At 66.4% G+C, this 25,743-nt stretch carries 32 protein-coding genes, 1 tRNA gene and 1 pseudogene; 8 read left to right on the top strand and 26 right to left on the bottom strand.

Going from position 1 to position 25,743, the window contains the following annotated elements; genetic code table 11:
* From EAO78_RS18635 to EAO78_RS18235, 21 genes are all read right to left on the bottom strand, one after another.
* Positions 1-126, bottom strand: coding sequence for a hypothetical protein (locus EAO78_RS18635; protein WP_275263226.1), 126 nt, complete (start codon positions 124-126; stop codon positions 1-3).
* Between the two features lie 68 nt (positions 127-194).
* Positions 195-380 carry a hypothetical protein gene (locus EAO78_RS14670; protein WP_122106583.1) on the bottom strand — a complete coding sequence of 62 codons (186 nt, stop codon included), beginning with the start codon at positions 378-380 and terminating at the stop codon, positions 195-197.
* 2 nt (positions 381-382) lie between these two features.
* Positions 383-2,380 (bottom strand): phage portal protein, encoded by a 1,998-nt coding sequence (locus tag EAO78_RS14665; protein WP_122106582.1) that lies wholly within the window; start codon positions 2,378-2,380, stop codon positions 383-385.
* Entirely contained in the window at positions 2,377-3,720 is a 1,344-nt protein-coding gene (locus EAO78_RS14660; RefSeq protein ID WP_122106581.1) for a hypothetical protein, read from the bottom strand. The genes EAO78_RS14665 and EAO78_RS14660 overlap by 4 nt, the downstream gene beginning before the upstream one ends.
* On the bottom strand, positions 3,717-4,310 hold the full coding sequence (locus EAO78_RS14655) for a helix-hairpin-helix domain-containing protein (protein ID WP_122106580.1): 594 nt from the start codon (positions 4,308-4,310) through the stop codon (positions 3,717-3,719). Before EAO78_RS14655 ends, EAO78_RS14660 begins: the two co-directional genes overlap by 4 nt.
* A gap of 6 nt (positions 4,311-4,316) precedes the next feature.
* Complete coding sequence (locus tag EAO78_RS14650) at positions 4,317-4,631, bottom strand: hypothetical protein (protein WP_122106579.1); 315 nt, start codon at positions 4,629-4,631, stop codon at positions 4,317-4,319.
* Positions 4,632-5,058: 427 nt separating this feature from the next.
* Positions 5,059-5,235, bottom strand: a complete 177-nt coding sequence (locus EAO78_RS18250) for a hypothetical protein (protein WP_203227900.1) — start codon at positions 5,233-5,235, stop codon at positions 5,059-5,061.
* A complete protein-coding gene (locus EAO78_RS18505) occupies positions 5,232-5,867 on the bottom strand; it encodes an HNH endonuclease (protein ID WP_122106578.1) in 636 nt (211 codons plus the stop codon). Before EAO78_RS18505 ends, EAO78_RS18250 begins: the two co-directional genes overlap by 4 nt.
* Positions 5,864-6,388, bottom strand: a complete 525-nt coding sequence (locus EAO78_RS14640; protein WP_136516517.1) for a hypothetical protein — start codon at positions 6,386-6,388, stop codon at positions 5,864-5,866. The genes EAO78_RS18505 and EAO78_RS14640 overlap by 4 nt, the downstream gene beginning before the upstream one ends.
* 118 nt (positions 6,389-6,506) lie before the next feature.
* Positions 6,507-6,764: a MarR family transcriptional regulator gene (locus EAO78_RS14635; protein ID WP_122106576.1), complete on the bottom strand. Its 258-nt coding sequence runs from the start codon at positions 6,762-6,764 to the stop codon at positions 6,507-6,509.
* A complete protein-coding gene (locus EAO78_RS17750) occupies positions 6,761-6,997 on the bottom strand; it encodes a hypothetical protein (RefSeq protein WP_136516516.1) in 237 nt (78 codons plus the stop codon). The genes EAO78_RS14635 and EAO78_RS17750 overlap by 4 nt, the downstream gene beginning before the upstream one ends.
* Complete coding sequence (locus tag EAO78_RS14630; protein ID WP_122106575.1) at positions 6,997-7,668, bottom strand: tyrosine-type recombinase/integrase; 672 nt, start codon at positions 7,666-7,668, stop codon at positions 6,997-6,999. Before EAO78_RS14630 ends, EAO78_RS17750 begins: the two co-directional genes overlap by 1 nt.
* Positions 7,665-7,925, bottom strand: coding sequence for a hypothetical protein (locus EAO78_RS17745; protein WP_136516515.1), 261 nt, complete (start codon positions 7,923-7,925; stop codon positions 7,665-7,667). Before EAO78_RS17745 ends, EAO78_RS14630 begins: the two co-directional genes overlap by 4 nt.
* Entirely contained in the window at positions 7,918-8,328 is a 411-nt protein-coding gene (locus EAO78_RS14625) for a hypothetical protein (RefSeq protein ID WP_122106574.1), read from the bottom strand. Before EAO78_RS14625 ends, EAO78_RS17745 begins: the two co-directional genes overlap by 8 nt.
* Before the next feature lie 106 nt (positions 8,329-8,434).
* Complete coding sequence (locus EAO78_RS18630) at positions 8,435-8,560, bottom strand: hypothetical protein (RefSeq protein WP_275263225.1); 126 nt, start codon at positions 8,558-8,560, stop codon at positions 8,435-8,437.
* Between the two features lie 61 nt (positions 8,561-8,621).
* Positions 8,622-8,783 carry a hypothetical protein gene (locus EAO78_RS17940; RefSeq protein WP_162498080.1) on the bottom strand — a complete coding sequence of 54 codons (162 nt, stop codon included), beginning with the start codon at positions 8,781-8,783 and terminating at the stop codon, positions 8,622-8,624.
* Positions 8,780-9,061: a hypothetical protein gene (locus EAO78_RS14620; protein WP_122106573.1), complete on the bottom strand. Its 282-nt coding sequence runs from the start codon at positions 9,059-9,061 to the stop codon at positions 8,780-8,782. The genes EAO78_RS17940 and EAO78_RS14620 overlap by 4 nt, the downstream gene beginning before the upstream one ends.
* Positions 9,058-9,510 carry a hypothetical protein gene (locus EAO78_RS14615; protein ID WP_238987715.1) on the bottom strand — a complete coding sequence of 151 codons (453 nt, stop codon included), beginning with the start codon at positions 9,508-9,510 and terminating at the stop codon, positions 9,058-9,060. Before EAO78_RS14615 ends, EAO78_RS14620 begins: the two co-directional genes overlap by 4 nt.
* A gap of 2 nt (positions 9,511-9,512) precedes the next feature.
* Positions 9,513-11,633, bottom strand: a complete 2,121-nt coding sequence (locus tag EAO78_RS14610; protein WP_122106571.1) for a minichromosome maintenance protein MCM — start codon at positions 11,631-11,633, stop codon at positions 9,513-9,515.
* Between the two features lie 182 nt (positions 11,634-11,815).
* Positions 11,816-12,319, bottom strand: coding sequence for a hypothetical protein (locus EAO78_RS14605; protein ID WP_122106570.1), 504 nt, complete (start codon positions 12,317-12,319; stop codon positions 11,816-11,818).
* Positions 12,312-12,452, bottom strand: a complete 141-nt coding sequence (locus EAO78_RS18235) for a hypothetical protein (RefSeq protein WP_203227899.1) — start codon at positions 12,450-12,452, stop codon at positions 12,312-12,314. Before EAO78_RS18235 ends, EAO78_RS14605 begins: the two co-directional genes overlap by 8 nt.
* 125 nt (positions 12,453-12,577) lie before the next feature.
* Here EAO78_RS18235 and EAO78_RS14600 point away from each other — a divergent pair.
* Positions 12,578-12,651, top strand: a tRNA-Val gene (locus EAO78_RS14600).
* A gap of 517 nt (positions 12,652-13,168) precedes the next feature.
* Here EAO78_RS14600 and metX read toward each other — a convergent pair.
* On the bottom strand, positions 13,169-14,461 hold the full coding sequence (gene metX, locus EAO78_RS14595; RefSeq protein WP_122106569.1) for a homoserine O-acetyltransferase MetX: 1,293 nt from the start codon (positions 14,459-14,461) through the stop codon (positions 13,169-13,171).
* Positions 14,462-14,463: 2 nt separating this feature from the next.
* Positions 14,464-15,813: an O-acetylhomoserine aminocarboxypropyltransferase/cysteine synthase family protein gene (locus EAO78_RS14590; protein WP_122106568.1), complete on the bottom strand. Its 1,350-nt coding sequence runs from the start codon at positions 15,811-15,813 to the stop codon at positions 14,464-14,466.
* A gap of 190 nt (positions 15,814-16,003) precedes the next feature.
* Between EAO78_RS14590 and EAO78_RS14585 the strand changes: the two genes are divergently transcribed.
* Positions 16,004-18,256 carry a beta-glucosidase family protein gene (locus EAO78_RS14585; protein WP_122106567.1) on the top strand — a complete coding sequence of 751 codons (2,253 nt, stop codon included), beginning with the start codon at positions 16,004-16,006 and terminating at the stop codon, positions 18,254-18,256.
* Between the two features lie 108 nt (positions 18,257-18,364).
* Positions 18,365-19,786 carry a DHH family phosphoesterase gene (locus tag EAO78_RS14580; protein WP_122106566.1) on the top strand — a complete coding sequence of 474 codons (1,422 nt, stop codon included), beginning with the start codon at positions 18,365-18,367 and terminating at the stop codon, positions 19,784-19,786.
* 13 nt (positions 19,787-19,799) lie between these two features.
* Here the strand turns inward: EAO78_RS14580 and EAO78_RS14575 are convergent, their stop codons facing one another.
* On the bottom strand, positions 19,800-20,363 hold the full coding sequence (locus EAO78_RS14575) for a HalX domain-containing protein (protein WP_122106565.1): 564 nt from the start codon (positions 20,361-20,363) through the stop codon (positions 19,800-19,802).
* A 179-nt stretch (positions 20,364-20,542) separates the two neighbouring features.
* Here EAO78_RS14575 and EAO78_RS14570 point away from each other — a divergent pair, with 179 nt between their 5' ends.
* Positions 20,543-21,271, top strand: a complete 729-nt coding sequence (locus EAO78_RS14570) for an RAD55 family ATPase (protein WP_122106564.1) — start codon at positions 20,543-20,545, stop codon at positions 21,269-21,271.
* Position 21,272: 1 nt separating this feature from the next.
* On the opposite strand, the gene EAO78_RS14565 is transcribed toward EAO78_RS14570, so the two are convergent.
* Positions 21,273-21,614, bottom strand: coding sequence for a helix-turn-helix domain-containing protein (locus EAO78_RS14565; RefSeq protein WP_122106563.1), 342 nt, complete (start codon positions 21,612-21,614; stop codon positions 21,273-21,275).
* Between the two features lie 214 nt (positions 21,615-21,828).
* On the opposite strand from EAO78_RS14565, the gene EAO78_RS14560 reads away from it, so the two are divergent.
* The 4 genes and pseudogenes from EAO78_RS14560 to EAO78_RS14545 all read left to right on the top strand — a co-directional run bounded on the left by EAO78_RS14560 (position 21,829) and on the right by EAO78_RS14545 (position 24,609).
* Complete coding sequence (locus EAO78_RS14560) at positions 21,829-22,167, top strand: hypothetical protein (RefSeq protein WP_122106562.1); 339 nt, start codon at positions 21,829-21,831, stop codon at positions 22,165-22,167.
* Positions 22,168-22,365: 198 nt separating this feature from the next.
* The gene (locus EAO78_RS14555) at positions 22,366-22,965 is read left to right on the top strand and encodes an archaellin/type IV pilin N-terminal domain-containing protein (protein WP_122106561.1); all 600 of its coding nucleotides are present in this window, start codon (positions 22,366-22,368) and stop codon (positions 22,963-22,965) included.
* Positions 22,966-22,967: 2 nt separating this feature from the next.
* Positions 22,968-23,654: pseudogene (locus EAO78_RS18750) on the top strand (archaellin/type IV pilin N-terminal domain-containing protein); the annotation flags it as partial.
* Between the two features lie 328 nt (positions 23,655-23,982).
* Positions 23,983-24,609 (top strand): DUF7500 family protein, encoded by a 627-nt coding sequence (locus tag EAO78_RS14545; RefSeq protein WP_122106559.1) that lies wholly within the window; start codon positions 23,983-23,985, stop codon positions 24,607-24,609.
* A gap of 422 nt (positions 24,610-25,031) precedes the next feature.
* On the opposite strand, the gene EAO78_RS14540 is transcribed toward EAO78_RS14545, so the two are convergent.
* Positions 25,032-25,514 (bottom strand): zinc ribbon domain-containing protein, encoded by a 483-nt coding sequence (locus EAO78_RS14540; protein ID WP_122106558.1) that lies wholly within the window; start codon positions 25,512-25,514, stop codon positions 25,032-25,034.
* Between the last annotated feature and the right edge of the window lie 229 nt (positions 25,515-25,743).

Genomic DNA, 25,743 nt, shown 5'->3' with positions numbered 1-25,743 from the left:
TCAGTCCCCGTTCGATTCATCGTTGTCGGCGTCCGCGTCGGCGTCCTTGGTCTTGTCGAGCTTCTTGGCACGACCGGTGTCCAGGACGCCGCGCTTCTCGCCGCGCTTCTTCTTGCTGTTGCTCATGGTCTGTCAGTGCCCGGTCGTGCCTCGCGCGGGGAGCCGGGGACTCCCGCGGTCATCGGCGATCGCTGTTACTCGACGCCTGTCTGCGGAGTGATGTCACCTTCACCGAGCTTCGGGTCGCGGTCGACTGCCTCGGTGAGCAGTTCGTCAAAGTGTTCTCGGACGTCGTCGAGTGTTTCCTCGGGCCCTCCCTCAACGCCCAGGTTTAGGTCGTAGTGGTCTATCCAGATCTTCGGCTTTCGTTGGTCACTCATGTCTAGATATCGGACGGAACGTCGTCGGGGACGTCCTCGGGATCGGGCGACGGCCCCTCCGGCAGTCGCGAGTGGAAGTTCGTGATCTCGATGTACGGATACTCGAGACGGATGTTGTCGTAGTGGTAGCTGCCGTGGCTGCCGGCGTTGGCCAGTGCGCTCCACTCGCTCGTCGGGATGTCGACGTACACGTAGAGCGACGACTCGCCGTCGCCGCGGAGGAACGAGAGGTAGAGTTCGTTCTCGCCGAAGTCGTAGAGCCCCTCGTCGAGGTTCGAGCTCGAGAACTGCATCTGCTCGATCGGATCCTTCGTTAGGAGATCGGACTTGACCGCCGGCCAGTCACGCTCACCCACCTTGTTTTCCTGGGGCGGCGCGTGTGCGGCAGCCGCCTCGGTGGACCCGTCGTCGCCCTCGTCTTCGCCGCCCCCGCCACCCTGCTGCGTCTCGGCTTCGAACTCCGCGAGCGTCATGTCGCCCCGTGGGTCGTCGTTCGGGAACGGCTCGAGTCCGAGCTCGACGCGCGCCTCGTTGACGGTCCCGACGCCGGCGAGACGCATCGCCCGGACTTTCTGCTCGGCCAGCTGTGCCTCCTCCTTTTCGTTGTCTGCGCCGCGGAGCTCGTACTCGATCGTCCAGTCGCTAACGCCCAGCGCCACCTGGTGGATCGTCTGGTAGAGCCGCTCGCTGAACTTGTGCTGCTCCGGTTGGACCACTTCGGTCGCGAAGTCTTGCACCTGCTCTTTCGAGTTCGAGCGGTTCGACGTCGAGGTCACCCCGATGAGGATCGGCGGCACTTCGTGGACCTTGGCTATCTCATGCTCGTTCTTCTCGCGGAACTGCCGGAAGTCCATCTCCTCGCTGATCCCCTGGCCGATGGGCTCGATCTCGATCTGGACGTCTTCGTCGAGGTTCTGTGAGAACTCCTCGGTCTCGAGGATGACGGCGCGGTGTGACTCCTCGCGAAGGCCGTCGAGCATCTTCTGGAGATCGCTCCTCGACTTCTCGGAAAGCGTCCCACCAGTGACCTTGATGGCCATCCGCGGGATCGTGTCGTTCTGGAAAAACTCTCGGTTGTAGTCCTTCGCAGCCTCGTCGGCAGACATCGTTCGAATGGCGCTCACCCAGTCAGGGATCCCGTAGTCCTGCTCGGTCGGGAAGGGGTTGCGAACGAAGATGAGCTCGTTCGCTGGCTCGTTGTCGAGCTCCGCAGCGGAGCCGGTCGCGACGTCGCCCGTCTCGCGGTCGACGAAGATGGGTTGCTCGTCCGCACTCTCCCCGGGCATGTCGTACCGCACTTTCGGATCGTCACCTTCGCCACCGACGATCTCGACGTCCACACCTCGGTAGCGGTCGCCGAACTCACCGAAGTAGCGTCGCTTTCCATCGCGCTTTTGAACGTAGCCCCGACTCGCGAGATGCGCGCCCTCGCCACCGACGAACGTTCCGTCCTCGGGGTGCCGAGGCTGGTCGTATCGGGACTGCGGCCGGCGGACGCGGACAGTGGGTGCCGGCACGTGCGCGAGACCGACGGGCCGCCCCTCGATGTCGGTGAGGACCTCGAGCGCGAGCCACCCTTCGCTGTGGTAGTCCTGTCGGGCGAGCTCCATCACCTCCTCGGGCGTCGTCGGCTCGGCCGACTGATTCGGCCCGGTGAGCCACTTCGAATCGCGACCGCGCCAGAACGCTTCGGCGACCGCGCGCTCCTGGTCGTCAGCCTCGTCGGCGTCGAGGCCCTGCGCCGGGACGATATCGAAGCCGAAGCCGACCTCCCACCGTGACTTCTTGCGGATGGACACCGCATGCGTCTCGTTTTTCTCGAGGAACGACGCGAGATAGTGTGGGTTGTACGGCGGCTTGACGCCGACGTTGAGCGACCGGACGCGTCGCGACGGCAGTTGCGTGCTCGTGTCCGCCTTCGAGAGCGCGTTGTTGCCGCCGACACCCTCAATCGATAGCTCGATCTCCTCTTCGACGTCGTCAGTGGTGTCAGAACTCATAGGTAGCTTACCCCGCTGGAGTCGTCATCGTCAGTCCGACGTGGCGTGTGCGTGAACAGCGCGTACCGGGTAGCGTCGAGTGCGTGATCCTTTGCGCCGTTCTTGCCGACGTGCTCCTCTTTGTACGAGAGGAACTCTTGGATGAGGTCGGTACAGCGCTCGGTGACCAACAGCCCCGGCCGCCCCTCACCGTCAGTGGTGAGACGATCGCGGACGTGGTCGATGCCGCCGTCGAGGCTTTTCTCAGCTTTCACCGCTGACCAGCCGGCCTTCCGGAACTGCTGGATGTGCGACGGCTCGTGCTCCGAGTAGATCGGCCCTTTCGGCCGGCCGATCATCCATGGCCGACGGCCCTCGAGGACGTCGTCGGGGTCGACAACCTCGGCGAGCCGCGACTCCGTCTCGTAGTAGTGATCCCAGACGACCCACTGGCCGGCGTGCGTCTGGCGGACGTCGACGACGACTCGTGGGTCGTCCCACCCAGCGTCGTAGCCGTAGATCGCGCGGTCCTCGACGAGCTGTCTAGCGACATCGCCGGCGTCGACGACGTGAGTGTTGCGCGTGAAGTCGTCGTACACCAGCCCCTCAGCAGCCGCGAAGCCGCCGTGGAGGCCCTGGTCCTCCCGGGCAGTCCCTTTGAACTGCCGGCGGATCTTCTCGAGGCCGTCCGGTGGGAGCAGCGTGTTGTGCTCGGTCGACGCGACGACGACGTCCATCTGGTCAGCCCACGGGAGTGGCTCGTCGTCGCCGTTGACCTGCCGCTCGGTGATGTCGTAGAACTGGTTGAACCCGTTCCCCGTCGACGTCCACAGCGTCGTGTTCGGGCCGACCTCCGTCCGCTGGCGCGTGATGAGCATCTCATGGAGCTCGTAGAGGTCGGTGTTCGGTGGGTAGTGACCGACCTCGTCACACCAGATGCGACAGTACTCTCCGCCGGCGAAGCGGTTCCACTTGTCCGCGCCGCCGAGCCACGCGACGTGGCCCGTAACGTACACGAGGCGCTTGTCGTTCGAGTGCCAGGTGTCGACGATTGGGCTGTTCTCCGGGTCGCCGTCCTTGAACGGGTTCGTCTCCTCGCCGGGCAGGATCTTGAAGAAGACCGAGTACGTCGTCGACTTCCCCTTCTGGTAGTCCTGCGCGAGGACGAGGCTCTCGCCCATGCCTTGGGTGTCGGCGATCGCCCCGCGGTGGATCCACTGCCCGCCGCAGCGGGACTTCCCGCCACCGTAGCCTGTCCGGAGCGCGACCAAGTCGACGTCGCCCGCCTCGAGCGTGTCGCGGACGTGGGCCTGATAGTTCGTCCACTTGTACTCGACGGTGGTCGCTGTCGCTGCGCTCATTCGCCCCCCTCGTCAGGTTCCCACGGCGTCTCGACGACCTCCTCCTCGAAGGTGACCTGTACCGGACCACCGCCGTCGCCGGTGACCTCGCGCTTCTCGGTCTTCTTGTAGTCGTACGAGCTCGCGAGCATGAACTTCGCGAACGACGAGTCGCCGTCCTCGTCGCGGCCCTGGTGGATCCAGTCGTCCTCACCCCGGCCTCGCGCGCGCCTGAGAGCGCGGGAAAACTGACGCTGCTCGCCATCCTCGTCGACGAACGTGAACTCCTGATCGATCCAGCCGTCGTCGCCGAAGATGGTCCGGTCGCCGACACCGACCTCGCGCTCGATACCAGCCTGACTCTTTCCCTTCTCGGCAGCGCTGATCGCGCGCCGTGCGAGCTCGTCCGTGAACGTCGAGTCTCGGCCGCCATGTGGCTCGTCGTTGCCTTCGAGGATCGCTTCGGCCGAGGACTCACCCAGCATGTGGACGTCGGCGAGCTCGTCGACGGTCGCGCCCTCGACGTCGGCGACGGTCTCGAAGCCGGCCTCGCGCAGCTGCTCCGCTATCGCCGGGCCGACGCCGTCGATGCTGGTGAGGTCTTCAGTCATGGCGGATCAGTCGTCCTGGTCGTTCGCTTCCGTCTGGATCTCGTTGTAGGCCTGGACGAGTGCGAGGTAGTCGCCGAGTTCGAGCCCGTTGTACGCCCCCACCACGGCGAGTGCGAACACCGTGATGATCGTCGGGTCGCCGCCGAGGTATAGTGCGTAGAGCCAGCCGGCGAAGAGCCCGACGTTGACGATGATCGCCCGGATGATCTTCAGCGTCTTGATCATCGGGAGCTGCTCACCGTCCTCCGCGAGCGTCTGTTTGTACTCGTCGACGACGTCGTCCCGGCAGTACCACGGCCGGGAAGGTGCTGAAATGCTCATGATACATCCGCGTAGGGTTGACAGTCGCACGGGACTGCGGAGGTGGACGGACACCCACACTCCGAGCAACGGTCCGGGCGATACCGCGACGGGATCGGCGGCTTGTCTGTAGATCGAGACATCTTCGAGAGCGACGCCGGGGATCGAACCCGGCACGGGGTAGGCCCGTCTCAGGCTTTGGTTTCGCCCGAGCCCATAGGACCGTCCGTGACCACACCAGTGGCGTCGCAAGGTGGCCGGACTTGTGAATTGGTCAGCACAGGAGACGTGGAATGGAACACGATCGTCGTCCCTCGCGAGAGGCACTGCCGGCCACTCGTGTGTCTCAACACTCCCCTCGGGCGCTGACCTGGCCTGGCGTCGAAAAGACTTCGAGACCACGCCCTCGGGGAAAGCCACTCGCGGGAGTCGAACCCGCGATCGGGGTCTACCTCAGTGGCTCGGCATCCGATTCTGCGACCCGGTAGCGAGCGCCGTCGACGTCGACGACCAGGAGCCCGTCCGGCCCGGAGACATCGCCGGCGGCGAGGTAGTCGGCCACGGTACCGACGAGATCGCGACCGGCGAAGTCGAACGCGACGCGGTTGTACTGCGACGTGCTCATCGCTGGGCCCTCCGGACGGCGATCTTCGTGGCGCGCTCGTAGATCTCCGTGTCGAGCGCCTCCAGCTCCGGCTTCGACTTGAGCGTCCGAACTGCTCGACGGAGCGCTGGCCGGTCGACAGCGATGTCCTGCTCCTCGAGGCGATCGCCGATACGTCGCGCTCGTTTCGTCACTTGATTTTTGGAATCGGATTCCGGTGTTGCGGAGCCGTTCGTTCCGCACACCGAGCAATCAGATCTGCCGTCCAACCGGGAAAAGCAGTTGTTGCAGGCGCTACTGTTGTGCCAGACGGCAGTTGTGAACGCGGATTCTGGGGAGAGCCGCACCCAGTTTCGATCGACCCAATCCATCACGAGTCCTTCTACGACATCGGCCAGATGCGCTCCAGCAGACGGTGACAAGAGAACCGGCCCCCCGTCTCGGCCCTCCCACTTCGGATGGCAGTATTTACAAAGCGTCACCAGGTTCTCGAGGTAGTGCGCCTCCTTCGAGTCTGCGAAATCTCGGACCGGGTCGATGTGATGGACATGGAGATCTTCACGAGCACCGCAGTCCTGACACCGGCGGTTGTCCCTCGCTAGAGCAGCCGATCGATTCATTCTCCACCGTTCGCCTGTGTACGTTGTGCTCACCGGTTGATCACCTGCTTATCGGGCGGTTCTTGGATGCCCTCTCCGACGGCTTGTTTGAGGATTGCGTCGATCTCGAGGATATCGTCAGGCTGGTGTGGACCGATCCCGCGACCGGGAATGCCTGCTGGTGGCATCTTGTGATACGCCTCATCAGCACCGCGAGCCAGCTGGCGCACGTCGACATCGTACCCCTTCGCCGTGAGTGCCTCGTAAAGGTTCTTCAAGAACTCTCGGAGGCGTGGCGCATCTATCTCGTGGTCTTCCCAGATACGGACGTACGCCGATGGCGCGCCACACTCGCAAAAGAGCGTCCGCGACTCCGAGGTAGGCACGTCAGGGATGTCGTCGACGACCGTGTTCCAGCGTACCCGCTCGTGATAGGTCGTCGAGCCTTCCCAGCGGAGAGTCTTCTCTACTGCCCGGCGCCGAAGCGCGAAGCAGTTCCGACAGATGTGGCTGTCGTTCAGAACGTCTTCCTGAAAATCGATCATCGGTGGTTCTCTATACGTAGCCTCCCCCACGGCCCCACTCTCGGGTGGTCATGAACTTGTAGCGCCTTGGCACCTTGTGGCGATGCGTCGTCATCTCCTCGTTGCTTGGCCCAACGGTTAAGTCGTCGCATGAATCCCATAATGGGAGTCACCCGTCAACACTCCACTCCGACGACGGCGGATCGGTGTGGCGAGGGTCACACGAGACGAGCCCCTCGTCGTGAAGCTGCCGGAGGGCGCGGTGGATCGACGTCTCCGGGCGAGCCATCCGGTACGTGAGCTGGCGAAGCGTCCGCGGGCCGTCGGCGGCGTAGAGTTCGAGGTAGACGAGCGACGCCGTCGGCGGGAGGTCGGCGAGCTGCTCGCGGGTGGGTCGGTCGAGGTCGCCGAGGGCGGCGTCAGTCATAGGTTTCGCCACCCCGGCCCACCGAAGCGCGCTGCTTTCGAGAGCGTCCCGTACATATCTATCAACTCTTCGGAGACGGCTATCTTACAGTCATGACGGCCGCAGATTGGCTCCAGATCTTCTTCTTCTCGGTCATAGTTCACTTCAGCAACGGTTAGTTCTCCGATCAGGACTGCCTGTATGAACTCCTCTCGTGGCGCTCCACAGACCACACAACACTCTGTATCGCTCATCAGTGCACCTCACCAAGAGCCCGGGCCGTCATCTCGCCGTCGACGGCAATGTAGTTCTTCGCGGTGGACAGATCGCTCCAGCCGAACATCGACTGAAGTGGCCCGGAGTCGAGTCCACGACCGGCGTGATAAGAGGCGGCCGTCCCACGGAGCCCATGAAGGCTGGTGTCCTCTGGTTCGAGGTCATCGGCTTTTTCAAGCGCCATCTCAAGTCGGCGCTGGAGCGTCGAGAACGAGTACGGCCACCCGCCGTGCGTGTCGATCAGCCACTCGATCGCGACTGAGATGCGCTGATCCCAGCCGAACGGGACATCCCGAACCGCGGCGTCGGTCTTCGGGTTCCAATAGGTGTCGACGACGTCTTCGAACTCTTTGCTGTCGTCGTGTTTGACCTGCTGGCGAGCCGCCTGACGGCAGTATCCACAGGGCTGGTCGTCGCGGCCTTTTGAGCAGGAGTCGTGACCCGGGATCGACAACATCTCTCGGCGGCGGTTGACCCACGAGGCGTCGAGATGGGTGACCTCGCCTGGGCGGAGGCCGAGTCGACCACCGATGAGCAGCATCGCCCTCGTCTCCATCGCCTGTTCGGGATTCTCTATCCGCATCGCGCCGATGAGCAGCCGCTCGAACTGCCGTTCTGTGAGTGCCTTTTCGCGAGTTTGTTGTCTCATGATTGATCGGCCTCCGACGCAGCAGCGACGAGCGCGTTGTAGTGCGAGACATCCTGCGAATCCGGTCGGTCGATACCTTCGGTGCAGACCTTACACCAGCCCGGCTCCGATGCAAAGGTGTCTCGAGGACGTTCGAGAACTGTATTCGCCTGTTTGAGCATCGGACACTGATCGGTTGTGTGAGCCTTACGCGACCCGCCACCGCCGTTCTGCCGCCCAGCGACGTACAGTATCTCCGCCTCTGTATCATCACTCATCGTCGACCACCCACGAGATGCCGACGACGCCGGCCGGGTCGATGACCTCGTTCGCGTAGGTGACGCAGCTCGGATCCATCACGAGCCCGAACCGTGTCTGACTCCCTTCGGTGAGAACCATCGTCTCGCCACCCAGCGCCTGCTCGATCCGCTTCGGAACGAGATAGACGTGCTCTCGGAGGGCATGCGGAGTCTCGACCGTCACATGGACGTCGTCTCCGAGGTGCTCGCTGATCGTTGCGGCCGACTGCCGGTCGAGGATGACGACCGCGTCGTCGCGATGCTGCGGCGTCACCTCCTGGAGCGCCTCGACGAGCGTGTCGACCTCACACGGCCCGGAGACGTGGTCGCGGTAGGTGGCCGCCTGGTAGTGAGCCTCGACGACGTCCTCGAAGAGGCTCACGCATCCACCTCCATGTCGCTCGTCGCGAGCAGGCGGCGTGCCTCGGGCTTGGGGATGCGCCAGCGCTTCGCAACCGCCTCGACGACCTCTTCAGGGTAGCGCTCGCTCATCGCTGGTCCTCAGCTTTGATCGCGCCGCAGTCCGGGCAGTACCGGCGGCCGTGTGGTGTTCGGGCGTACCGCTTGATCGTGCGATGGCAGTAGCCGCACTGGACGAGGTCGGTGGTGCTCATCGCTCACCTCCGTCGGACTGGTCGGAATTGCGTTCGGTTCCGTCTCCGGATCGATCACTCGTCATGGTTTGTACCCCGGTTCATTTCCGCCGAACCACTGGATCTCTTCCCGGCCGAAGAAGTACGCACCACACTTCGGGCACTGCTTCCTGTGAGGGTTGATCTTGTCACTACCCGACCGCTGCCAGCCGCAATCAGAGCAGATCTGAACGTCGGTCGTCATGGAGCCGGCACCTCGCACTCAGGACACTCGTCGGGGAGATCTGCCGGTGGTCCGTGAGCGTAGTGGCCGCAACCGTACTGACGCCCCATCTGCCGCTTGAACGGGTACTCGTCGAGGAGATCGAGGACCTTCGACGGCTCTCCCTCCTCGAAACACACCGAGTGAACGAACGTCTCGTCGTCCGCGCTCTTGTAGTGCCCCGGTTCGGTCGGGTCGATCGGACCCCCGCACTCGGCACACTCTTCGCGTTCAAGTCCTCCGTCGGATTGATCACTCATCGGCTCGCCCCCACGGACGCGCCACGCTGTCGACTCCACGAGACTTCCTCGCCATCCTCGTCGAGGAGCACGGCGGCCGACTCGCTGTCGCGGTCGGCGGCAGCCTCTCGACGTTCGGCGGACGTCATCCCGGCCTGCGGCAGCCCCTCGCCGTGTTCCTCCAGGTGCGCCTTCCGCTCACGGATCGCGCGCTCGACACGGTCGCGAGGCTCCCGGCCCTCCTTGTTCGCGAGCGCTCGCTCGACGGCGAGCCAGAACCCACACAGTTCGATGGTTTCGAGCCCGCGGATCCGCGCGAGCATGAGCTCGCCCCTCGTGCCATCGCCATCGTCGACGACGCGTTCGTTCGCGAGGAACCGCGCCGGGTTCTCGCCGTACTCTGCGGCCGGCCCGGGGAACGGGTTCGGCGTCGTGGCCGCCTGCTCGTTGTGTTGGCTCGTGGCAGGCATGGTCACGCCCTCCCGAGCCACTTGAGCGTCCCATCGGTCGGCTCGTACAGCGACCCGATCTCTTCTTTGATCTTCCGGAGCGTCTTCTCTGCCCGGTTGCGGTCGATCCCCTCGGCCTCTGCCTCCCCGAGGACGTCCTCGACAGCGGTGCCGTTGGTGTCGCCCGAAGCACACTGCTCTTCGACGATGTCCTCGAGCACGGTGATACGGTCACGCTGGGTCTTCGACGTCCCCGACTCCCGCATGTCGGCGTCGAACTCACCGTCCTCGTTCATCCCGAAGTCCCGCATCGACCGCATCGTCAGCGAGAGCGCCGTCCTGAAGTGCCGCTCCTCGATCGTCTCGGAGAACTCCAGTTTCGCGGCTGCCTCGGCGAGCCGGAGCTGTGCCTCCAGGTCGCGCCACGTCGCCGGGACGGGCGCGTCCTCGCCCATGTGCTTCGTCTTGAAGTCAGAGAACTCGTCGGCGATCCGTTGCTCCAGCTCCTCGCTCGCGATGACGGGTGACGGCTGATCGCTCGCGAGTGCCAGCCACTTCCGGAGGAGTTCGCTGCGTACGGGCGGGTCGTACTTGTCGGTCTCCCCCGGCTCGATCGTCTCGGGGGCGACGTCGAGGCGCTTCTTGTGTTCGCGACGGCCGACGATGTCCCGAGCGACCTGTTTGACGGTGTCGACCTCGTCCGTCTCGGTGACAGTGAACCCGAGGTCGAACCGTGAGATGAGCGTCGAGCCGAGCTCGACCTGCTCGACCACCGGCTCGTACGGGTCGAACCGACCATACTTCGGGTTGGCTGCGGCGACGACGCCGACGCGCGTCTGGAGCGTCGCGTTGATCCCGGCCTTCGAGACGTTGATCTTCCCGTTCGCCATCGGCTCCAGCATCGCCGACCGGACGTCCGGCGGCATGTCGTCGAGCTCGTCGATCCGGACGATCCCGCCGTTCGCCTTCACGAACGCACCCGCTTTGAGTGTCCACTCACCATCGGAGAAGTCGTCGCGGACGGCCGAGGCGGTGATGCCGGCCTCGCGAGCGCCCTTCCCTGAGACACCGACGGCCCGCGGCGCGTTCGACTCGGCCTGGTTGATCAGCGCGGACTTCCCCGTCGACGGATCACCCACGAGGAGCATGCTGATTGAGCCACGCTCGACGCTCCCGTCCTTCCCCTCGACCCAGTCGCCGCCGACCACGGTGAGGACGATCGCCCACTTCATGTGGTCGTACTGCTCGCCGAACACACCGGGCGCGATCGACTGGGCAGCGACCTCGAGAGGATCGCCCAGCTCGCCGTCGACGATGTCGGCGATCTCCTCGCGCTCGCTCGGCGAGACCTCGACCGTCGTCTGATCCGACTCTTGGATCTCGATGGCGTGGCCGTTCAGATACGGCTCGAACGTCGACTTCTTCTCGTTGCCTTTGGTGCGCTGCTCGAGGTGGAGGTGTCCAGTGATAGCGACGCGGTCTCCCGTCGTCACCTCGCCGGCGAGGTCATCCTCGACGAAGATGTCGATCGTCTGCCCGTCACCGCCAGCGACCTCCGGCGGCTCCGAGAGACGGATCTTCTGGGCGTCGATGAACTCCGACTCCTCGAAATTGACGCGGAACGGCCCTTGCCGCTCACATCCCTGACACTCGTGTGGTTCCTGGTAGCCACGATCCGTCTGCGGGACGTAGGTCTTCGTCCCGCAGCGCTTGCACTCGAACGCGGTCTCTGTCACCTTCGGGTGGACGTCGCTCGCCGCGACGATCTCACCCTCGACGCTGATGTACGGCTCGTCGCGGTGAATCTTGGTCGGACTGAAGTGCCCTGGATAGTGCGTGTACTCAGCCGGGAGGTTCGCCACGCGCACGTGAGCTCGATCGAGAGACACGTCGGCCGGGAGGTCGTACTGCCGGAGCGCCTCCTCGAAGTACTCACGTGTCTGCTCGGGCTCCGCGAGGTAGTCCTCGGCGATCGTGTGGTCGAACTCGTAGAGCTCGTCGTAGTCGATGACGAGCGACCGCTGCTCATTCGGGTAGCGCTGGGCGAGCGTCCCGAGCTCGTCACGGCACCGCTCCCGCATGAATCGGATCAGCGTCTCGGTCAGTGTCTCGGTCTCCTTGCGTCGGTCGTGGGTGGTGGACATCGTGTGGTCTTTTTCCCGAGAACAAACGCCACCGCGGCGTTGTCCGCGACCGTCGACGTCGGCCAAACGTCGGCCTAAACGACGGCCTCTCGGCTAGCGGACAGTTGTTTACAGACTGATCTACAACGGGATCTTCATCCAGTACAACGGAGGTGGGATACCGCGGGCGAACGAGGGCATGCTCAGGCCACCCCCTCCCCGTCGGGTTTTGTTCTCGGGAAAAAGACCTCGCCGCGCTTGGCTTCGACAGCGTCGACGGCGAGGTGGTAGTTGCCGCTCGAGGGGTCGCGAGCGGTGAACCCCGGGATCGTCCCGCCGGTCTTCTCGTCTGCGTCGAGTCCCGCTGCGAGCCGGATGAGCTTGTAGCAGTGCTTCGATCCGGGCTTCCCGTCGAACACCTCGTACATCACGTCGTCGTAGTCCAACTTCGCGCGTCCGTTGCGGTCGGTCGCCTTCCGAAACGCGTGCTCGCGGACCATGCCGACCTTCTCGTTGATCGACAGCGATTCGTACGGACGATCCTCGTCGATCTCCGAGAGCCGGAGCTTCACCGCGGTGAGGTCTTCCTGGAGCTCTCCACGCGACGCTTCGAGCTGATCTATCCGCTCTTCGAAGTCGTTGACACGAGCGAGCGCTCTCTGGGCGACGGCGAGGGCGTCACGCGCGGAGATGTCGTCTTCAGACATCGCGGATCACCGTCCCGTCGCGAGCGTCCGACGCACACGTCGGACGCTCGCGACCGTCCTCGAGGCGGATGACGTGGTCGGCCTCGTCGCGACAGCCGAGCGCTCCGCAGAACGGCCCGGACGCGACCGCCATCAGGCCGTCACCCCGTGTCTCGAGACGCCGGTAGCAGGCTGATCGGACGGCGTTCGGGCGGTCTTACGAGTTCTGTCGACGTTGAGTAGAAACCGTTTTCCGCTCGCGGCGGCTTCCCTCGACGGGGGCTCGTGGTCTAGCTGGTTATGACGCGGCCTTTACAAGGCTGAGGTCGGCGGTTCGAACCCGCCCGAGCCCACTGTCGCTGTCGCGAGCGATCCGCGAGCGACGGCGACGTGATGCGAGGGCGGGTTCGAAGCAGGGAACGAAGCGAGCGGAGTGAGTGAGGTTCGAACCCGCCCGAGCCCATCTCTGGGACGCGATCGCTTCGAGTGTACTCCGGCCGTTTAATAATCGTCGCTGGCGCGGAGAACACCTCCAAAGCCCCAGCCGCGAGGAGCGCGCACGCTCGCTGTGCGCTTCAGTCGCTCACTTCGTTCGCTCCTTCCAGTGCTTGCGTCGCCTGCGCGCTCCTCGCGGCTGCCCCTTTGAATCCCACCCAACTGCACAGCCCCGCACCTCACACCTCCCCAACCTCGCGGCTCGTTGCTCGCGGTTTCACCGCTCGCAACCGAGGTGCTCGTTCCACTCGCACCTCCCTCGCCGCGTCCCTCGCGTTCTGCTCGCACCCTTGCGGGCGCTCGCAGGCGCGCCACCGCGAGACGTCGATCGTTACGATGGTTTCACCACCGAATCCGACTCGCCATCTGCCAGCGTTACCCGCCGAACAGGCTGGAGTGGACGGGGGCGTGGTCCGGGTCGCGGTCGGGTTCGTCTCGCGGGGAGCCGTCGCCACCCTGGTCGTCGACCGCGTGCCCCTCGACCCCGTCCGCGAGGAAGTCGCGCAGCGGGGGGCCGACGTGTTCGGGCTCGACGAGGAACGCGTCGTGCCCGTGGTCGGAGTCGATCACGTGGTGGGCGACGGGGACGTCGCGCTCGCGGAAGGCGGTCGCGACGGAGGCGGCCTGCTCGACGGTGAAGTGCCAGTCGCCGGTGAAGCTCACCACGAGCGCCTCGCCCTCGAAGGCGGCGAGCGCGTCGGCATCGGAGCCGTAGCCGGCGGCGAGGTCGTACTCGTCCATCGCGCGCGTGAGGTAGAGGTAGCTGTTGGCGTCGAACCGCTCCGCGAACCCCTCCGCCTGATAGTCGAGATACGACTCCACCTCGCGGTACGGGAAGAAGGCGGCCGCGGGATCGGCCGCCAGTCCGAGGTCACCCTCCTCCCGGCTCAGCGAGTCCCGGCCGGCCGAACGTCGGCCGAACTTCCGCTCCATCGACGCCTTCGAGAGGTACATCACGTGGCCGATCTGCCGGGCCATCGCGAGCCCGGTGTCGGGCGACTCGCGACCCTCGCCGTAGTAGTCGCCGCCGTTCCAGTTCGGGTCCGACCGGATCGCCCGGCGGGCGATGGCGTCGAGCGCGAGACACTGCGCGTCGAGCCTGGCCGCGGCGGCGACGGGAACGATACGGTCGACGTCGTCGGGGTAGCGTTTCGCCCACTCGAGGACGTTCATCCCGCCGACGCTCCCGCCGACGACCGCCCGGAGCCGGCCGACGCCGAGGTGGTCGAGCAGGCGGCGCTGTGCGCGCGTCCAGTCCTCGACTTGAACCGGCGGGAACGCCGTCCCCCAGCGGTCGTGGTCGGGCTCGTCGCCGGGGAGGTTCAGATCGGCCGGGCGCTCGCTGGCCGGCCCCGAGGTGCCGTAACAGGAACCGGGAACGTTCGCACAGACGACGTAGTACTCGGTCGTGTCTATCGCCTTTCCCGGGCCGACCACGTCGTCCCACCACGCGCGCGCCTGTCCGGCCTGTCCCGCGTCCGCGTCGCGCTCGGGCGTCCGGGCGACGTTCTGGCTGCCGGTGAGCGCGTGACACACGAGGACGACGTTGTCGCCGTCGAACTCGCCGTACGTCTCGTAGCCGACGTGCAGCTCGGGGATCGACTGCCCGCACTCGAAGGTGAACTCCCCGAGGGTCGCGACGCCGGCGTCGGTGGGCGTGGCCGCCATCCTCACTCCCTCCCCGTTCCGTCGTCCGTCCCCGAGGCGTTCACCGCCCCCGACAGCGCCGCGTCGAGGTCGGCGATCACGTCGTCCGGGTCCTCGATGCCGACCGAGAGCCGGACCATGTCCTCCCGGACGCCCGCCGCCGCCCGCGCCTCCGCGTCGAGCTGTGCGTGGGTGGTGGAGGCGGGATGGATGACGAGCGTCTTCGCGTCGCCGATGTTCGCGAGGAAGCTCGCGAGGTCGACCGACTCACAGAGCGTCTTCGCGGCCGCGTAACCCCCCGCGGCCCCGAAGGTGATCATCCCGCCGTAGCCGGACCCGGGGTCGTCGCCGTCGTCGGGGTCGTCCCCGCCGTCGAGGTACTCGTTCGCGTTCGCGTGAGTCGGGTGCTCCTCGAACCCTGGATACGTCACCCAGTCGACCCGGTCGTCCTCGCGAAGGAACTCGGCGACTCGTCGGGCGTTCTCGCAGTGGCGCTCCATCCGGAGCGGGAGCGTTCCCACGCCCTGGAGGGTCTGCCAGGCGTCGAAGGGGGACTGCTGGCTCCCCGTCGGACGGACCGCCCGCTGGCGGACGACGTTCGCGAACGCGGCGTCGCCGAACCGCTCCACGAAGTCGATCGGGAACGCCGGCGACTCGCCCGAGAGTTCCGCGTACTCCGCCTCGGGGTGGTCCCACGGGAAGGTGCCGCCGTCGACGACGACCCCGCCGACGGTGGTGCCGTTGCCGGTGATCCACTTGGTCGTCGACTCCCAGACGACGTCCGCGCCGTGCTCGATCGGCCGACAGAGGTGCGGCGTCGCGAACGTGTTGTCGACGACGAGCGGGACCGCGTTCGCGTGGGCGATCCCCGCGAGACGCTCGAAGTCGGGCGTGACGAGGGAGGGGTTCGCGATCGTCTCCACGTGGACGAAGGCGGTGTCGTCGTCGATGGCGTCGTCGTACGCCTCGTAGTCGGTCGTGCCGACGAGGCGGGCCTCGACCCCGCGGCGGTTCGCGACGCTCGTGAGGTGGGTCGCGGTGCCGCCGTACATCTCCTCGCTGGCGACGACGTTGTCGCCCGCGCTCGCGAGAACCGTCGTGATCGCGTCGAACGCCCCCATTCCGGAGGCGGTCGCGACCGCTCCCGACCCGCCCTCCAGGTCGGCGAGGCGGTCCTCGAGCGCGCGCACGGTCGGGTTCGAGACGCGGGAGTAGACGTCCCCGTCCGCCCGGAGCGCGTACAGATCGGCCGCCGAGTCGGCGTCCTCGAACTCGTAGGACGTCGTCTGATGGATCGGCGTCGCGCGAGCCCCGGTCGCCGGATCGGCGGACGATCCGGCGTGGAGACTCCGGGTGTCGAACCCACGTGTCATGTATGTAGCGCATATATCTTTAGGCGTCTATAACTGTCAGTTACGGCAAGGTCTGCCGGACCCGGCCGCGGTCGGGGTCGAGCGCGGTTCGCGTTCTGGTGGCTACGGTCTGCTGGCCGCGTTCCGCCGGCCACGAGCTTCCGTCCGCCGTCGACCGAACGCCTTTGGGCCGGGCGACCGACGGTCAGTCATGACCGAGGACACGCCGGTTCGCGGGCTGGTCGAGGCGCTCACGCTCGAGGAGACCGTCCGTCTCGTCTCCGGAACGACGGACCCGACCGGGCGCGCGACGGGATACCTCGCGGGCGTCGAACGGCTCGACGTCCCCCCGCTTTGCATGGTCGACGGGCCGCTCGGCGTCCGGATCCCCGACGAATCGGCGACCGCGTTCCCCGCTCCGATCGCGCTGGCAGCGACGTTCGACGACGAGTTGGCCCGCGAACACGGAGCCGCGCTCGGTCGCGAGGCCCGGGCGGCCGGGGCCGACGCCCTGCTCGCGCCGGGGACGAACCTGATCCGCGTCCCGCAGGGCGGGCGGAACTTCGAGTACTTCTCCGAGGACCCCGTGTCGTCCGCCGCGACCGCCGCGAGCGTCGTCGAGGGGATCGAGTCCGAGGGCGTGATCGCGACGCCGAAACACTACGTCGCGAACGCCCAGGAGACGGACCGTGCGACGGTCAGCGCCGAGATCGACGAGCGGGCGCTCCGTGAGCTGTACCTCCCGTCGTTCCGCGCCGCGGTCGCGGCCGGTGCCGGGTCGGTGATGTCGGCGTACAACCGCGTGAACGGGACCCGGATGAGCGACCACCGGCGACTGCTGACGGACGTGTTGAAGCGGGAGTGGGGGTTCGACGGCTACGTCGTCTCCGACTGGTACGGGACCGAGGGCGCGGTCGACGCCGCGGCCGCCGGCCTCGACGTCGAGATGCCGGGCGTCCCGATGGGGGGGACGTCGGATGCGATGGCGGACGACGGCGATGACGACGCCCCCGCCTCCGACGACCCGATCCCACCCGAGATCGCTCGCGGGATGCCCGACTCGGAGACGTGCGAGCCGTTCGACGAGACGCTCCCGGCGGCGGTCCGGGACGGGTCGCTCCCGCGGGAGCGGCTCGACGACATGGCAACGCGCGTCCTCCGGACGATGGACCGGGCCGGGGTGTTGGACGGCGACCGCTCTCCCGTCGAGGTCGACGCGAAGGCCCACCGCCGGACCGCGTTCGAGGTGGCGACGCGCGGGTCCGTCCTGCTGAAGAACGAGGGATCCCTCCCGCTTCCGGCCGACGCCGACGTCGCGCTCGTCGGCCCCACGGTGGACGAGCCGGTCCTCGGCGGGGGCGGTTCCTCGGAGACGACACCCGAGACGAGCACCGCGCCGCGGGAGGGCCTCGAGGCGCGCGCCGACGGAGCCGTGACCGTCGTCCCGGGTCACCCGCCGATCGAGGGCGTCTCGATGCTCGACCTCGTGACGGGCGGAGAGGAGGAGACGGGAGAGAGCGCCGACGGGATCGACCCCGTCGGCGTGACCGATACCGACGATGTGGCCGATCCCGTCGACGCGACGGATACCGAGGACGACTCCACGACCGACGACCTCGACGACGATATCGACTCGGCGGTCGCGGCCGCCGAGGCCGCGGACGTCGCCGTCGTCGTCGTCCGCGACACCACGACGGAGGCGCTCGACCGGGACGAGCTCGGCCTCCCCGGCAGCCAGGACGAACTGATCGAGGCGGTCGCCGCGGCCGCGGACCGGACCGTCGTCGCGATCGCCGCGAGCGGCCCGGTGGAACTCCCGTGGGGCGGCGCGGTCGACGCGGTCCTCCTCAACTGGTACCCCGGGCAGGTCCACGGCGACGCGCTCGCGGCGCTCCTGTACGGGGACGTCGACCCGGGCGGTCGGCTCCCGGTCACGTTCGCGCCGCAGTCGGCGTATCCGACGGCCGACCGCCGGCGCTTCCCCGGCGTCGACGGGCGCGTCAGCCACGACGAGGGCGTCCTCGTCGGCTACCGCTGGTTCGACGCCCGCGACCCCGAGCCCACCTACCCGTTCGGCCACGGCCGCTCGTACGCGGAGTTCGAGTATCGCGACGCGAGCTTCGAGGTCGTCCAGGAGGGCGATGGCGGCGATGAGCGTTTCGACGACGTCGCCGTCACGGTCACCGTCGCGAACGTCGCAGACCGCGACGGCCGCGAGGTGGTCCAGACGTACGTCCGTCCGCCGGACGTCGCGGGCGTCGACCGCCCCGTCCGCGAGTTCGCCGGAGCCGAGAGCGTCGCCGTCGCCGCCGGCGAGAGCGAAACCGTCACCGTGCGGCTCGACGACCTCGCGTTCTCCCGGTACGACCCCGAGGACGGCTGGACCGTCGACGCCGGGGAGTACGCCGTCGAGGTCGGACGTTCCGCACGGGACGCCCGGCTCGAGCTGACGGTGGAACGGTGAGGTCCCTGACGGTGGAACGGTGAGATTCGAGGAACCCGGGACGGATCGACACGGTAACGCGTCGAGCGAAACGTGCGTTTATCCCCCATGACGACCCATCGGCCGGTAATGGCAGCCGCCGACATTCCGGTTCCCGCTCTCGGCGAACGGGCCCGCGCCTGCGCCGACCGGCTACGTGAGGCCGACCGCGTCCTGCTCGCTTCACACATCGACGCCGACGGGCTCACGAGCGCCGCCGTCGCGTCGTCGGCGCTCGCGCGGGCCGGGATCGACCACGAGGTCGTCTTCGAGAAGGGGCTCGACGCCGAGTCGGTCGCGGGGATCGCCGCCCGCGAGTTCGAGGTCGTGCTCTTCACCGACTTCGGCTCCGGACAGCTCGACGTGATCGCCGACCACGAGGCCCGCGGCGACTTCGTTCCCGTGATCGCCGACCATCACCGGCCCGCCGACGACGACACGGAGTTCCATCTCAACCCGCTTCTCGAGGGGATAGACGGCGCGAGCGAGCTCTCGGGGGCGGGCGCGAGCTACGTCCTCGCCCGGGCGCTCGAGGACGCCGACGGCGACAACCGCGACCTGGCGGGGCTGGCGGTCGTCGGCGCGGTCGGCGACATGCAGGACGGCGGGGGCGGGCTCGTCGGCGCGAACGAGGCGATCGTCGCCGACGGCGTCGACGCGGGCGTCCTGGAGGAGCGCACCGACCTCGACCTCTACGGCCGACAGACGCGTCCGCTCCCGAAGCTGCTGGAGTACGCCTCGGACGTTCAGATCCCGGGGATATCCAACGACGAGGCGGGCGCGATCGGGTTCCTTCGGGACCTCGACGTCGAGGTGAAACGCGACGGAGAGTGGCGGCGCTGGGTCGATCTCGACGGCGACGAGCGCCGGACGCTCGTCTCCGCGCTGATGCAGCGTGCCGTCGCCTCGGGCGTTCCGGCCGACCGGATCGAGACGCTCGTCGGCACCTCCTACACGCTGCTCGGAGAGGAATCTGGCACCGAGCTTCGGGACGTCAGCGAGTTCTCGACGCTGCTCAACGCGACCGCCCGGTACGAGCGTGCGGACGTGGGGCTGGCGGTCTGTCTCGGCGACCGCGACGCGGCGCTCGCGGAGGCACGACGGCTGCTTCGGAACCACAGACGGAACCTCTCGGAGGGACTCCAGTGGGTGAAATCCGAGGGCGTGACCCACGAGGAGCACCTCCAGTGGTTCGACGCCGGCTCGCGGATCCGCGAGACCATCGTCGGGATCGTGGCCGGAATGGCCGCCGGGTCGCCAGCCGTCGACCGCTCGAAGCCCGTCGTCGCGTTCGCGGAGAAGAACGCGGAGGAGCTGAAGGTCTCCTCGCGCGGGACCGGGCGGCTGGTTCGACAGGGACTCGACCTCTCGGCCGTGATGCGGGAGGCGAGCCGGTCCGTGGGCGGCGACGGCGGCGGCCACGACGTCGCCGCCGGCGCGACGATCCCGATCGACGAACGCGACGCGTTCCTCGCGGCGGCGGACGCGCTGGTCGGCGATCAGCTCTCGTGAAGCAGGGGGGACGTCAAGCTTCGCCGATGTCCCGGAACATCGCGCGGTAGTCGTCCGTCGAGAGCGACTCGGCGATGGCGTCCATGTCGGCGTTGAGCTCGTCGAGCCGGGAGACGAGTTCGTCGAACGCCTCGTTCCCGTCGAGCTGGGCGGTCGGTTTCTGTGCTTTGAGGACCGCACGTTTGCTCGCCAGGGCCGCGGCCTCCTGGAGGAGGTCGTCGTACTCGTCGCGGGTCAGAAGCGTCTCGAGCGCGGCCAGGAGGTTCGCCCGGCTCACCGGCTTCGTCAAGTAGAGGTCGAATCCCATGCCGATGATGTCGAAGTCGGGCTCGACCGCGGTCACCATCGCGACCCGGCAATCGAGGTCGTTCTCTCGGATGTATTCGAGCACGTCGTCGCCGCTCCCGTCGGGGAGCCGCCGGTCGAGCAGGACGGCGTCGACGGTCTCGTCGACGGTGTCCATCGCCTCGGCGGCCGTTTCGGCCACGGTAACGTCGTAGCGCTCCTCGAGGAAGCCGGCGTACAACGCCGAGATGTCCGGCTCGTCCTCCACGACGAGGACCGTCGCTTCGCTCACCGTCGATCACCGTCGAGGGCGACGGGGTACGTTTCACCGGGCATACTGGACGTGGCGGCGTGTCGACGAATAAAGCTATCGCCGTCCCCTCCGTCACGGAGACCGGGTCGTCCTCGCGTTCGGTACGGCGGTTCGAACGGACCGTCTTTTATATGTTCCCGACGCGAAGGCCAAGGCGAATGTCAGAACTCGTCTCTACCGGAGTCGAGGGGCTCGACTCGATCCTCACCGGCGGCATCACGGAGCGATCGACCGTCCTGATCTCCGGGAACCCCGGCACCGGAAAGAGCATTTTCGGGATCCAGTACCTCTACACGGGCGTCACCGACCACGACCAGCGCGGCGTGTACGTCTCCTTCGAGGAGGACGAAGCCGACATCCGCGCCGCCGCCGAGTCGGTCGGGTTCGACGACTTCGGCGAGTTAGTCGACGACGGCGAGATCGTGATCCTCGACAAGCGCCAGATGCTTCGAGAGACGGACTTCTCGACGGCCGTCGACAAGCTGCTCGACACGATCGAGGGCGAGGAGTTCGACCGGCTCGTGCTCGACTCGCTGTCGATGTTCCAGCTGTTCTTCGACGACGAACAGGAGAAACGGACGTACCTGCTGAAGTTCTCGGACATCCTCAAGGCGAACGGGCTCACTTCCCTGCTGATCAACGAGCAGGGCGCGGTGTTTCCCGACACCGAGGTCGGCTTGGAGAACTTCCTCACCGACGGCAACATCTACTTCATCCAGACGCCGACGGACTCGGGGGTCAACCGCTACGTCTGGGTCGCCAAGATGCGCAAACAGGACATCGACACGGACATCTTCCCGATGGACATCGGACAGGGCGGGATCACGGTCCACGAGCGCGCGGGCGGGTTCTCGATGATGAGCCGGTCGGACGAGCCGTCGTTCTGACTCAATCTCCCCTCGCGGAGAGGTCGCGCCACACGTCGTCGAGACGGTTCTTGACCGCGGAGCGCTCCTTGATCTCGACGGTGAGCCCGTCGCGGAAGTCGACGTCGACGCCGTCCACCTTCCGGCGGTACACCTTCACGCGGCGGTGCTCGTCCGAGAGGGGCCGGTCGTGGAGCTCGAGCAAGTCCGCCTCCTCCAGCTCGTTGATCCGCCGGTAACACGTCGCGATGGGGACTTCCAGCTCCTCGCTCAGGTCCTGAGCCGACTTGGCGTCCCCCGTCGCGCTCAGGATGTCCGTGTTGTATTTGTTCCCGAGTACCGTGATCAGGTCGTCCCCCGCCATTATCGTTATCAAATATGAGTCTTTCACGCAAAAAGATATCGGTGCTGGGTTCGATCGCGGGAGCCGATCCCCGTCGAAGGCGCGGGGAATGCGGCTCTGGGCACGTCCCGTTCGCTCGGCTCTCGGTTCCGATCGAGCGTCCGGCATCCGTCCGGAGTATCGGTATTGATACCGCACACCGGAGGTTTATCGTGTCCGGACGGACAGGCCGCGTATGGACCTCATCGAAGGGCTGTACCTCGTGACGACCACCGTGCTCGCGGGGGCGGGCGCGACGCTGTCGGCGTTCGCGGTGACGGCGTACCGCTCCTCGGGACGGACGGCGATGGCGTACCTCGCCGTCGGGTTCGGGCTGGTCGTCGTCGCCGCGCTCGCCACCCCGTTCGCCGCGTTCCGGACCGCGTTCGCGAACCCCCCGGCGCTCCTCCTCGTCAACACCGGCCTGCTCGCGGGATCGATGGCGCTCGTCGCCGGCAGCCTCGCCGTCTATGAGCCAGGCACGCGGGAGTTCGTGATCTCCGAGGTCGACGTGGCCGAGCTTCGCGAGCGGTGACCTCTCGGATCCAGATCTGATAGCCAGGTCGGCTCGTCGTTGTTGAATTCTGTAACTAACTAGTAGAATTAATCCCGAAAAACGCATGACAGCAGTCGTTTATCAACATAGATAACCCGCCCCGTGTCTTTAATAGGGAATTCCCGCTCCGTAGCGATAACGCCCGTCGGGCAGGCCGCGGGCCCACACAACAAACCAATGTTCGAAACCATATTCGACGAGGAAGAGCGCGGTCAAGTGGGGATCGGGACGCTCATCGTGTTCATCGCGATGGTACTGGTGGCGGCGATCGCCGCCGGCGTCCTGATCAACACGGCCGGCTTCCTCCAGACGCAGGCGGAGGCGACGGGACAGGAGAGTACGAGTCAAGTGAGCGATCGACTTCAGGTCGTCAGTACCTCCGGCGAGGTGAACACGGCGAACTACGACGAGATCGAAGCGGTCAACTTCGTCGTGGCGCTCGCACCCGGGTCGAGCCCGGTCGACCTCCAACAGACGACGGCCGAATTCATCGGCCAGGGCGGACAGGCGACGTTCGATCTCCACGAGACGGACGTGAGTGAAGTCACGACGGACGACATCATCGGCACCGACAGCGGACACATTCTCACCGACAACAGCGACCGCGTCAACGTTCGAATCCTTCTCGACGGTAATACGGGAGACATCGACTACAACGTCCTCAGCGAAGGTGAGCGACTGACGGTGACGTTCACGACGGCTGCGGGCGCGACGACGACGAAGGAGATCCGTGTCCCGACGACCATCACGAGCGAAGACAACTCGGTGAGGCTGTAACGATGTTCGAATTCATCACTAACCCCGAGGATCGCGGTCAAGTGGGGATCGGGACGCTCATCGTGTTCATCGCGATGGTGCTGGTGGCAGCGATCGCCGCTGGCGTGCTGATCAACACGGCCGGTTTCCTCCAATCACAGGCGGAAGCGACCGGGCAGGAGAGCACGGACCTCGTGTCCGAGCGAATTGAAGTCGGGAGCACGGTCGGTATCGTCGCTTCGGGAGCCGACACGCTCAACGAGATCCGCGTCTCAGTCTCTGGAGCACCTGGATCTGACAACATCGACTTAACTGAAACGACCATTCAGGCAGTGGGCCCGGGTGGACAGGAGAATCTCGTCTTCAAGGCGGGTGGAACTCTTGATGAGTCGACATCCATCCCGAGTGGAGACGATGAGATCGATGCGCAAACCCAAGTTGACCCGGGAGATACGACCGTTGATGTGGCCGTGAGCACCCTCTCGGGAACTGAAACCGACTACGAGATCGAATTCGAAGACGCTGATGGAACGACTACGAGAGCGACTTCCATTACGGCGGATTCCGTCAACAGTGACCTCGATATCTCGACACTCACCATCGATGACGGTGAGACTATCGACGTGACGCTCATTGATACGACGGGACCGACTGAGTACGGTACCGATACTATCGAAGTCATCGATCTGGCCAGTAGTACGAGCGATCTTACCGGTACTGAGTTTGCTGTCCGTGACGACGGTACGCTCCAGGAAACTGCCGTCCTCGACAGCGAGTCGCAGTTCCAGATCCTCTTGAACCCGAACGCGGGCGCGTTCCAAGAGAGCGGTACTGCCTTCGGTGAGGGTGAGCAGGCCACGCTCGACATCGTCTCGCCCGCCGGTGCGACGACGCAGGTTGAACTTCGTGCGCCTGATCTGTTCAACAGCCAGGACGAAGCCGTCAGGCTCTAACGAGCCACGAACCGCCCGCTAACCGCTTTTCCGGCGGATCCGGTCGCCCGGAACACCTATTTTCTCGCGCGACCACGCTTTCCCCATGAGTGACCACGACGCACCGCCGGCCGACCCCGACGACCTCGATTTCACCGACGACGAGAGCGTCGTCGAGATCGGGCAGGGCCGGTACGTCGTTGGGACCGACGGCCGCCCGAACGTCCGGCGGCGATCACGGGCGTCCGCACCGGACCCCGAGCCGGTCAACGGGTCGGGGTTCCAGTCGGCGACGAACCCCAGCCCCGCCGCCGAGCGCGAGCCGGTCGCCGGTGATCGAGGCGGTGCGGGCGGCACGAGTAGTGCGGGTGAAGGCGACGTCGACCGCCGCGCCGTGAGCCGGTGGCTGGCGAACTCTTTCGACGATGACGGCTTCGATTACGGGGTGGACATGACGCTCCACGCGAAGGGCTCGACCGCGCGCAATCGCATGGTCTCGAACGACGTGACCGCCACCTTCGACAACACCCTCTCGTGGTTCGTCGCCAACGCCGGCCCGGGAACGGACCCCGCCGAGGCGCTCGGGCTGCTGCTCGTCGCCGCCGACAGCCCGGTCGACGTGCCGCCGGTGGCGATCAAACGCTTCGCCGCGAGCCAAGGGCTCTCCGCGAACGACTCCATCGCGGACCTGATCCGCGCCGCCGAGGACGCCGGCGGCTTCCGGATCGAGTGAGAGACATATATCGTTTGGAGCCGAAGAGTTCGGTACGTTCGTGACCGCGGACCATGTCTTCAAAGCCCCAGCCGCGACGACTCGCGCGGCTCGCTGTGCTCCTCACTCGGTCGCTATCGCTCCCTCGTTGCGGTGCTTGCTGCGCCGTGCGTCGTCCTCGCGACTGTTCCTTTGAGCCCCACCCAAACCGCACAGCCCCGCACCTCACGCCTCCCCAGACTCATCACCGGACTGCGTCCGGTTTCAAGCGAGAGCTTCGCTCTCCCCCTGTCGAGCGGTCTCCGCTTCCCTTCGACCACTCGACTCCCTCGTGCGGTCGGTTCGCGCCCTGACGGTCGCTCACCGGCGCACGCCACCGCAGTCGAACGAACGGGATCGCAGACGGATCGGCCACGGATCGACGGAGCTCGGCGGTTCCCACGCTACAACACGAAGAACAGCACCGCGCCGAGTACCACGAAGACCGCGTACAGCCCCGCCATCGCCTCCCGTTTGAACGTCCCGCCGACCGGCAGTCCGAGCAGTCGCCGGGTCGGCGGCAGGATCGCGATCCCGCCCAGGAGGAGGAACCACGCGCCGGGGTTCGCGATCTGCGTGAGCGCGATCACGACGGTGGCGTACCCGAGGACGTAGGTCCCGCGCCGCCACAGCTGCTCGCGTTCGGTCAGCTCCTCGGCGGCGACGCCGAAGACGTCGGCGGCGGTGACGTCTCCGGACCCGGTTCCCCCGCCGGTCGACCCGCCGTCGCCCCTGATCCCTCCCGACTGCGCGGCCACCTGCTTCGCCTGGCGCTGTACGTACTGGTCGAGCTCCTCGGCCGCCTCCTCGGTCTGCGGCGCGCCGCACTCCGAGCAGAACCGGGCGGAGTCGTCCATCGACGCCTCACAGCGGGGACAGGACTTCATCCTCATCGAAACGGCACCGCGAGCGGGCTTAACTCTTCGGTCCGCTACCCGATCCGACGCGGATCTCGACGTCCGGATAGCCACACACAGGCCCTCTAAAGAAAAATATCGATAGTTCCGAATATTTTCTACATTGATAATCAGGGGCGCACGTTTTAGTCGGCGTGCGATGGAGTCGAGGCCGAACGACGACGGTCCGTCCCTGGACGGACCTCGCGGACGAGCCACA

It is taken from the genome of Halobellus captivus (genome assembly GCF_003697845.1).
GTDB lineage: Archaea > Halobacteriota > Halobacteria > Halobacteriales > Haloferacaceae > Halorubrum > Halorubrum glutamatedens.
Note: the sequence above shows the minus strand (reverse complement) of the source record. Positions and strands in the feature narration are given on the sequence as shown.

Bases quoted from the DNA above. Each gene is read 5' to 3' on its own strand.
- EAO78_RS18635 (WP_275263226.1), bottom strand. From the start codon at position 126: ATGAGCAACAGCAAGAAGAAGCGCGGCGAGAAGCGCGGCGTCCTGGAC.
- EAO78_RS14670 (WP_122106583.1), bottom strand. From the start codon at position 380: ATGAGTGACCAACGAAAGCCGAAGATCTGGATAGACCACTACGACCTA.
- EAO78_RS14665 (WP_122106582.1), bottom strand. From the start codon at position 2,380: ATGAGTTCTGACACCACTGACGACGTCGAAGAGGAGATCGAGCTATCG.
- EAO78_RS14660 (WP_122106581.1), bottom strand. From the start codon at position 3,720: ATGAGCGCAGCGACAGCGACCACCGTCGAGTACAAGTGGACGAACTAT.
- EAO78_RS14655 (WP_122106580.1), bottom strand. From the start codon at position 4,310: ATGACTGAAGACCTCACCAGCATCGACGGCGTCGGCCCGGCGATAGCG.
- EAO78_RS14650 (WP_122106579.1), bottom strand. From the start codon at position 4,631: ATGAGCATTTCAGCACCTTCCCGGCCGTGGTACTGCCGGGACGACGTC.
- EAO78_RS18250 (WP_203227900.1), bottom strand. From the start codon at position 5,235: ATGAGCACGTCGCAGTACAACCGCGTCGCGTTCGACTTCGCCGGTCGC.
- EAO78_RS14635 (WP_122106576.1), bottom strand. From the start codon at position 6,764: ATGACTGACGCCGCCCTCGGCGACCTCGACCGACCCACCCGCGAGCAG.
- EAO78_RS17750 (WP_136516516.1), bottom strand. From the start codon at position 6,997: ATGAGCGATACAGAGTGTTGTGTGGTCTGTGGAGCGCCACGAGAGGAG.
- EAO78_RS14630 (WP_122106575.1), bottom strand. From the start codon at position 7,668: ATGAGACAACAAACTCGCGAAAAGGCACTCACAGAACGGCAGTTCGAG.
- EAO78_RS17745 (WP_136516515.1), bottom strand. From the start codon at position 7,925: ATGAGTGATGATACAGAGGCGGAGATACTGTACGTCGCTGGGCGGCAG.
- EAO78_RS18630 (WP_275263225.1), bottom strand. From the start codon at position 8,560: ATGAGCACCACCGACCTCGTCCAGTGCGGCTACTGCCATCGCACGATC.
- EAO78_RS17940 (WP_162498080.1), bottom strand. From the start codon at position 8,783: ATGACGACCGACGTTCAGATCTGCTCTGATTGCGGCTGGCAGCGGTCG.
- EAO78_RS14620 (WP_122106573.1), bottom strand. From the start codon at position 9,061: ATGAGTGATCAATCCGACGGAGGACTTGAACGCGAAGAGTGTGCCGAG.
- EAO78_RS14615 (WP_238987715.1), bottom strand. From the start codon at position 9,510: ATGCCTGCCACGAGCCAACACAACGAGCAGGCGGCCACGACGCCGAAC.
- EAO78_RS14610 (WP_122106571.1), bottom strand. From the start codon at position 11,633: ATGTCCACCACCCACGACCGACGCAAGGAGACCGAGACACTGACCGAG.
- EAO78_RS14605 (WP_122106570.1), bottom strand. From the start codon at position 12,319: ATGTCTGAAGACGACATCTCCGCGCGTGACGCCCTCGCCGTCGCCCAG.
- EAO78_RS18235 (WP_203227899.1), bottom strand. From the start codon at position 12,452: ATGGCGGTCGCGTCCGGGCCGTTCTGCGGAGCGCTCGGCTGTCGCGAC.
- metX (WP_122106569.1), bottom strand. From the start codon at position 14,461: ATGGCGGCCACGCCCACCGACGCCGGCGTCGCGACCCTCGGGGAGTTC.
- EAO78_RS14590 (WP_122106568.1), bottom strand. From the start codon at position 15,813: ATGACACGTGGGTTCGACACCCGGAGTCTCCACGCCGGATCGTCCGCC.
- EAO78_RS14585 (WP_122106567.1), top strand. From the start codon at position 16,004: ATGACCGAGGACACGCCGGTTCGCGGGCTGGTCGAGGCGCTCACGCTC.
- EAO78_RS14580 (WP_122106566.1), top strand. From the start codon at position 18,365: ATGGCAGCCGCCGACATTCCGGTTCCCGCTCTCGGCGAACGGGCCCGC.
- EAO78_RS14570 (WP_122106564.1), top strand. From the start codon at position 20,543: ATGTCAGAACTCGTCTCTACCGGAGTCGAGGGGCTCGACTCGATCCTC.
- EAO78_RS14565 (WP_122106563.1), bottom strand. From the start codon at position 21,614: ATGGCGGGGGACGACCTGATCACGGTACTCGGGAACAAATACAACACG.
- EAO78_RS14560 (WP_122106562.1), top strand. From the start codon at position 21,829: ATGGACCTCATCGAAGGGCTGTACCTCGTGACGACCACCGTGCTCGCG.
- EAO78_RS14555 (WP_122106561.1), top strand. From the start codon at position 22,366: ATGTTCGAAACCATATTCGACGAGGAAGAGCGCGGTCAAGTGGGGATC.
- EAO78_RS14545 (WP_122106559.1), top strand. From the start codon at position 23,983: ATGAGTGACCACGACGCACCGCCGGCCGACCCCGACGACCTCGATTTC.
- EAO78_RS14540 (WP_122106558.1), bottom strand. From the start codon at position 25,514: ATGAAGTCCTGTCCCCGCTGTGAGGCGTCGATGGACGACTCCGCCCGG.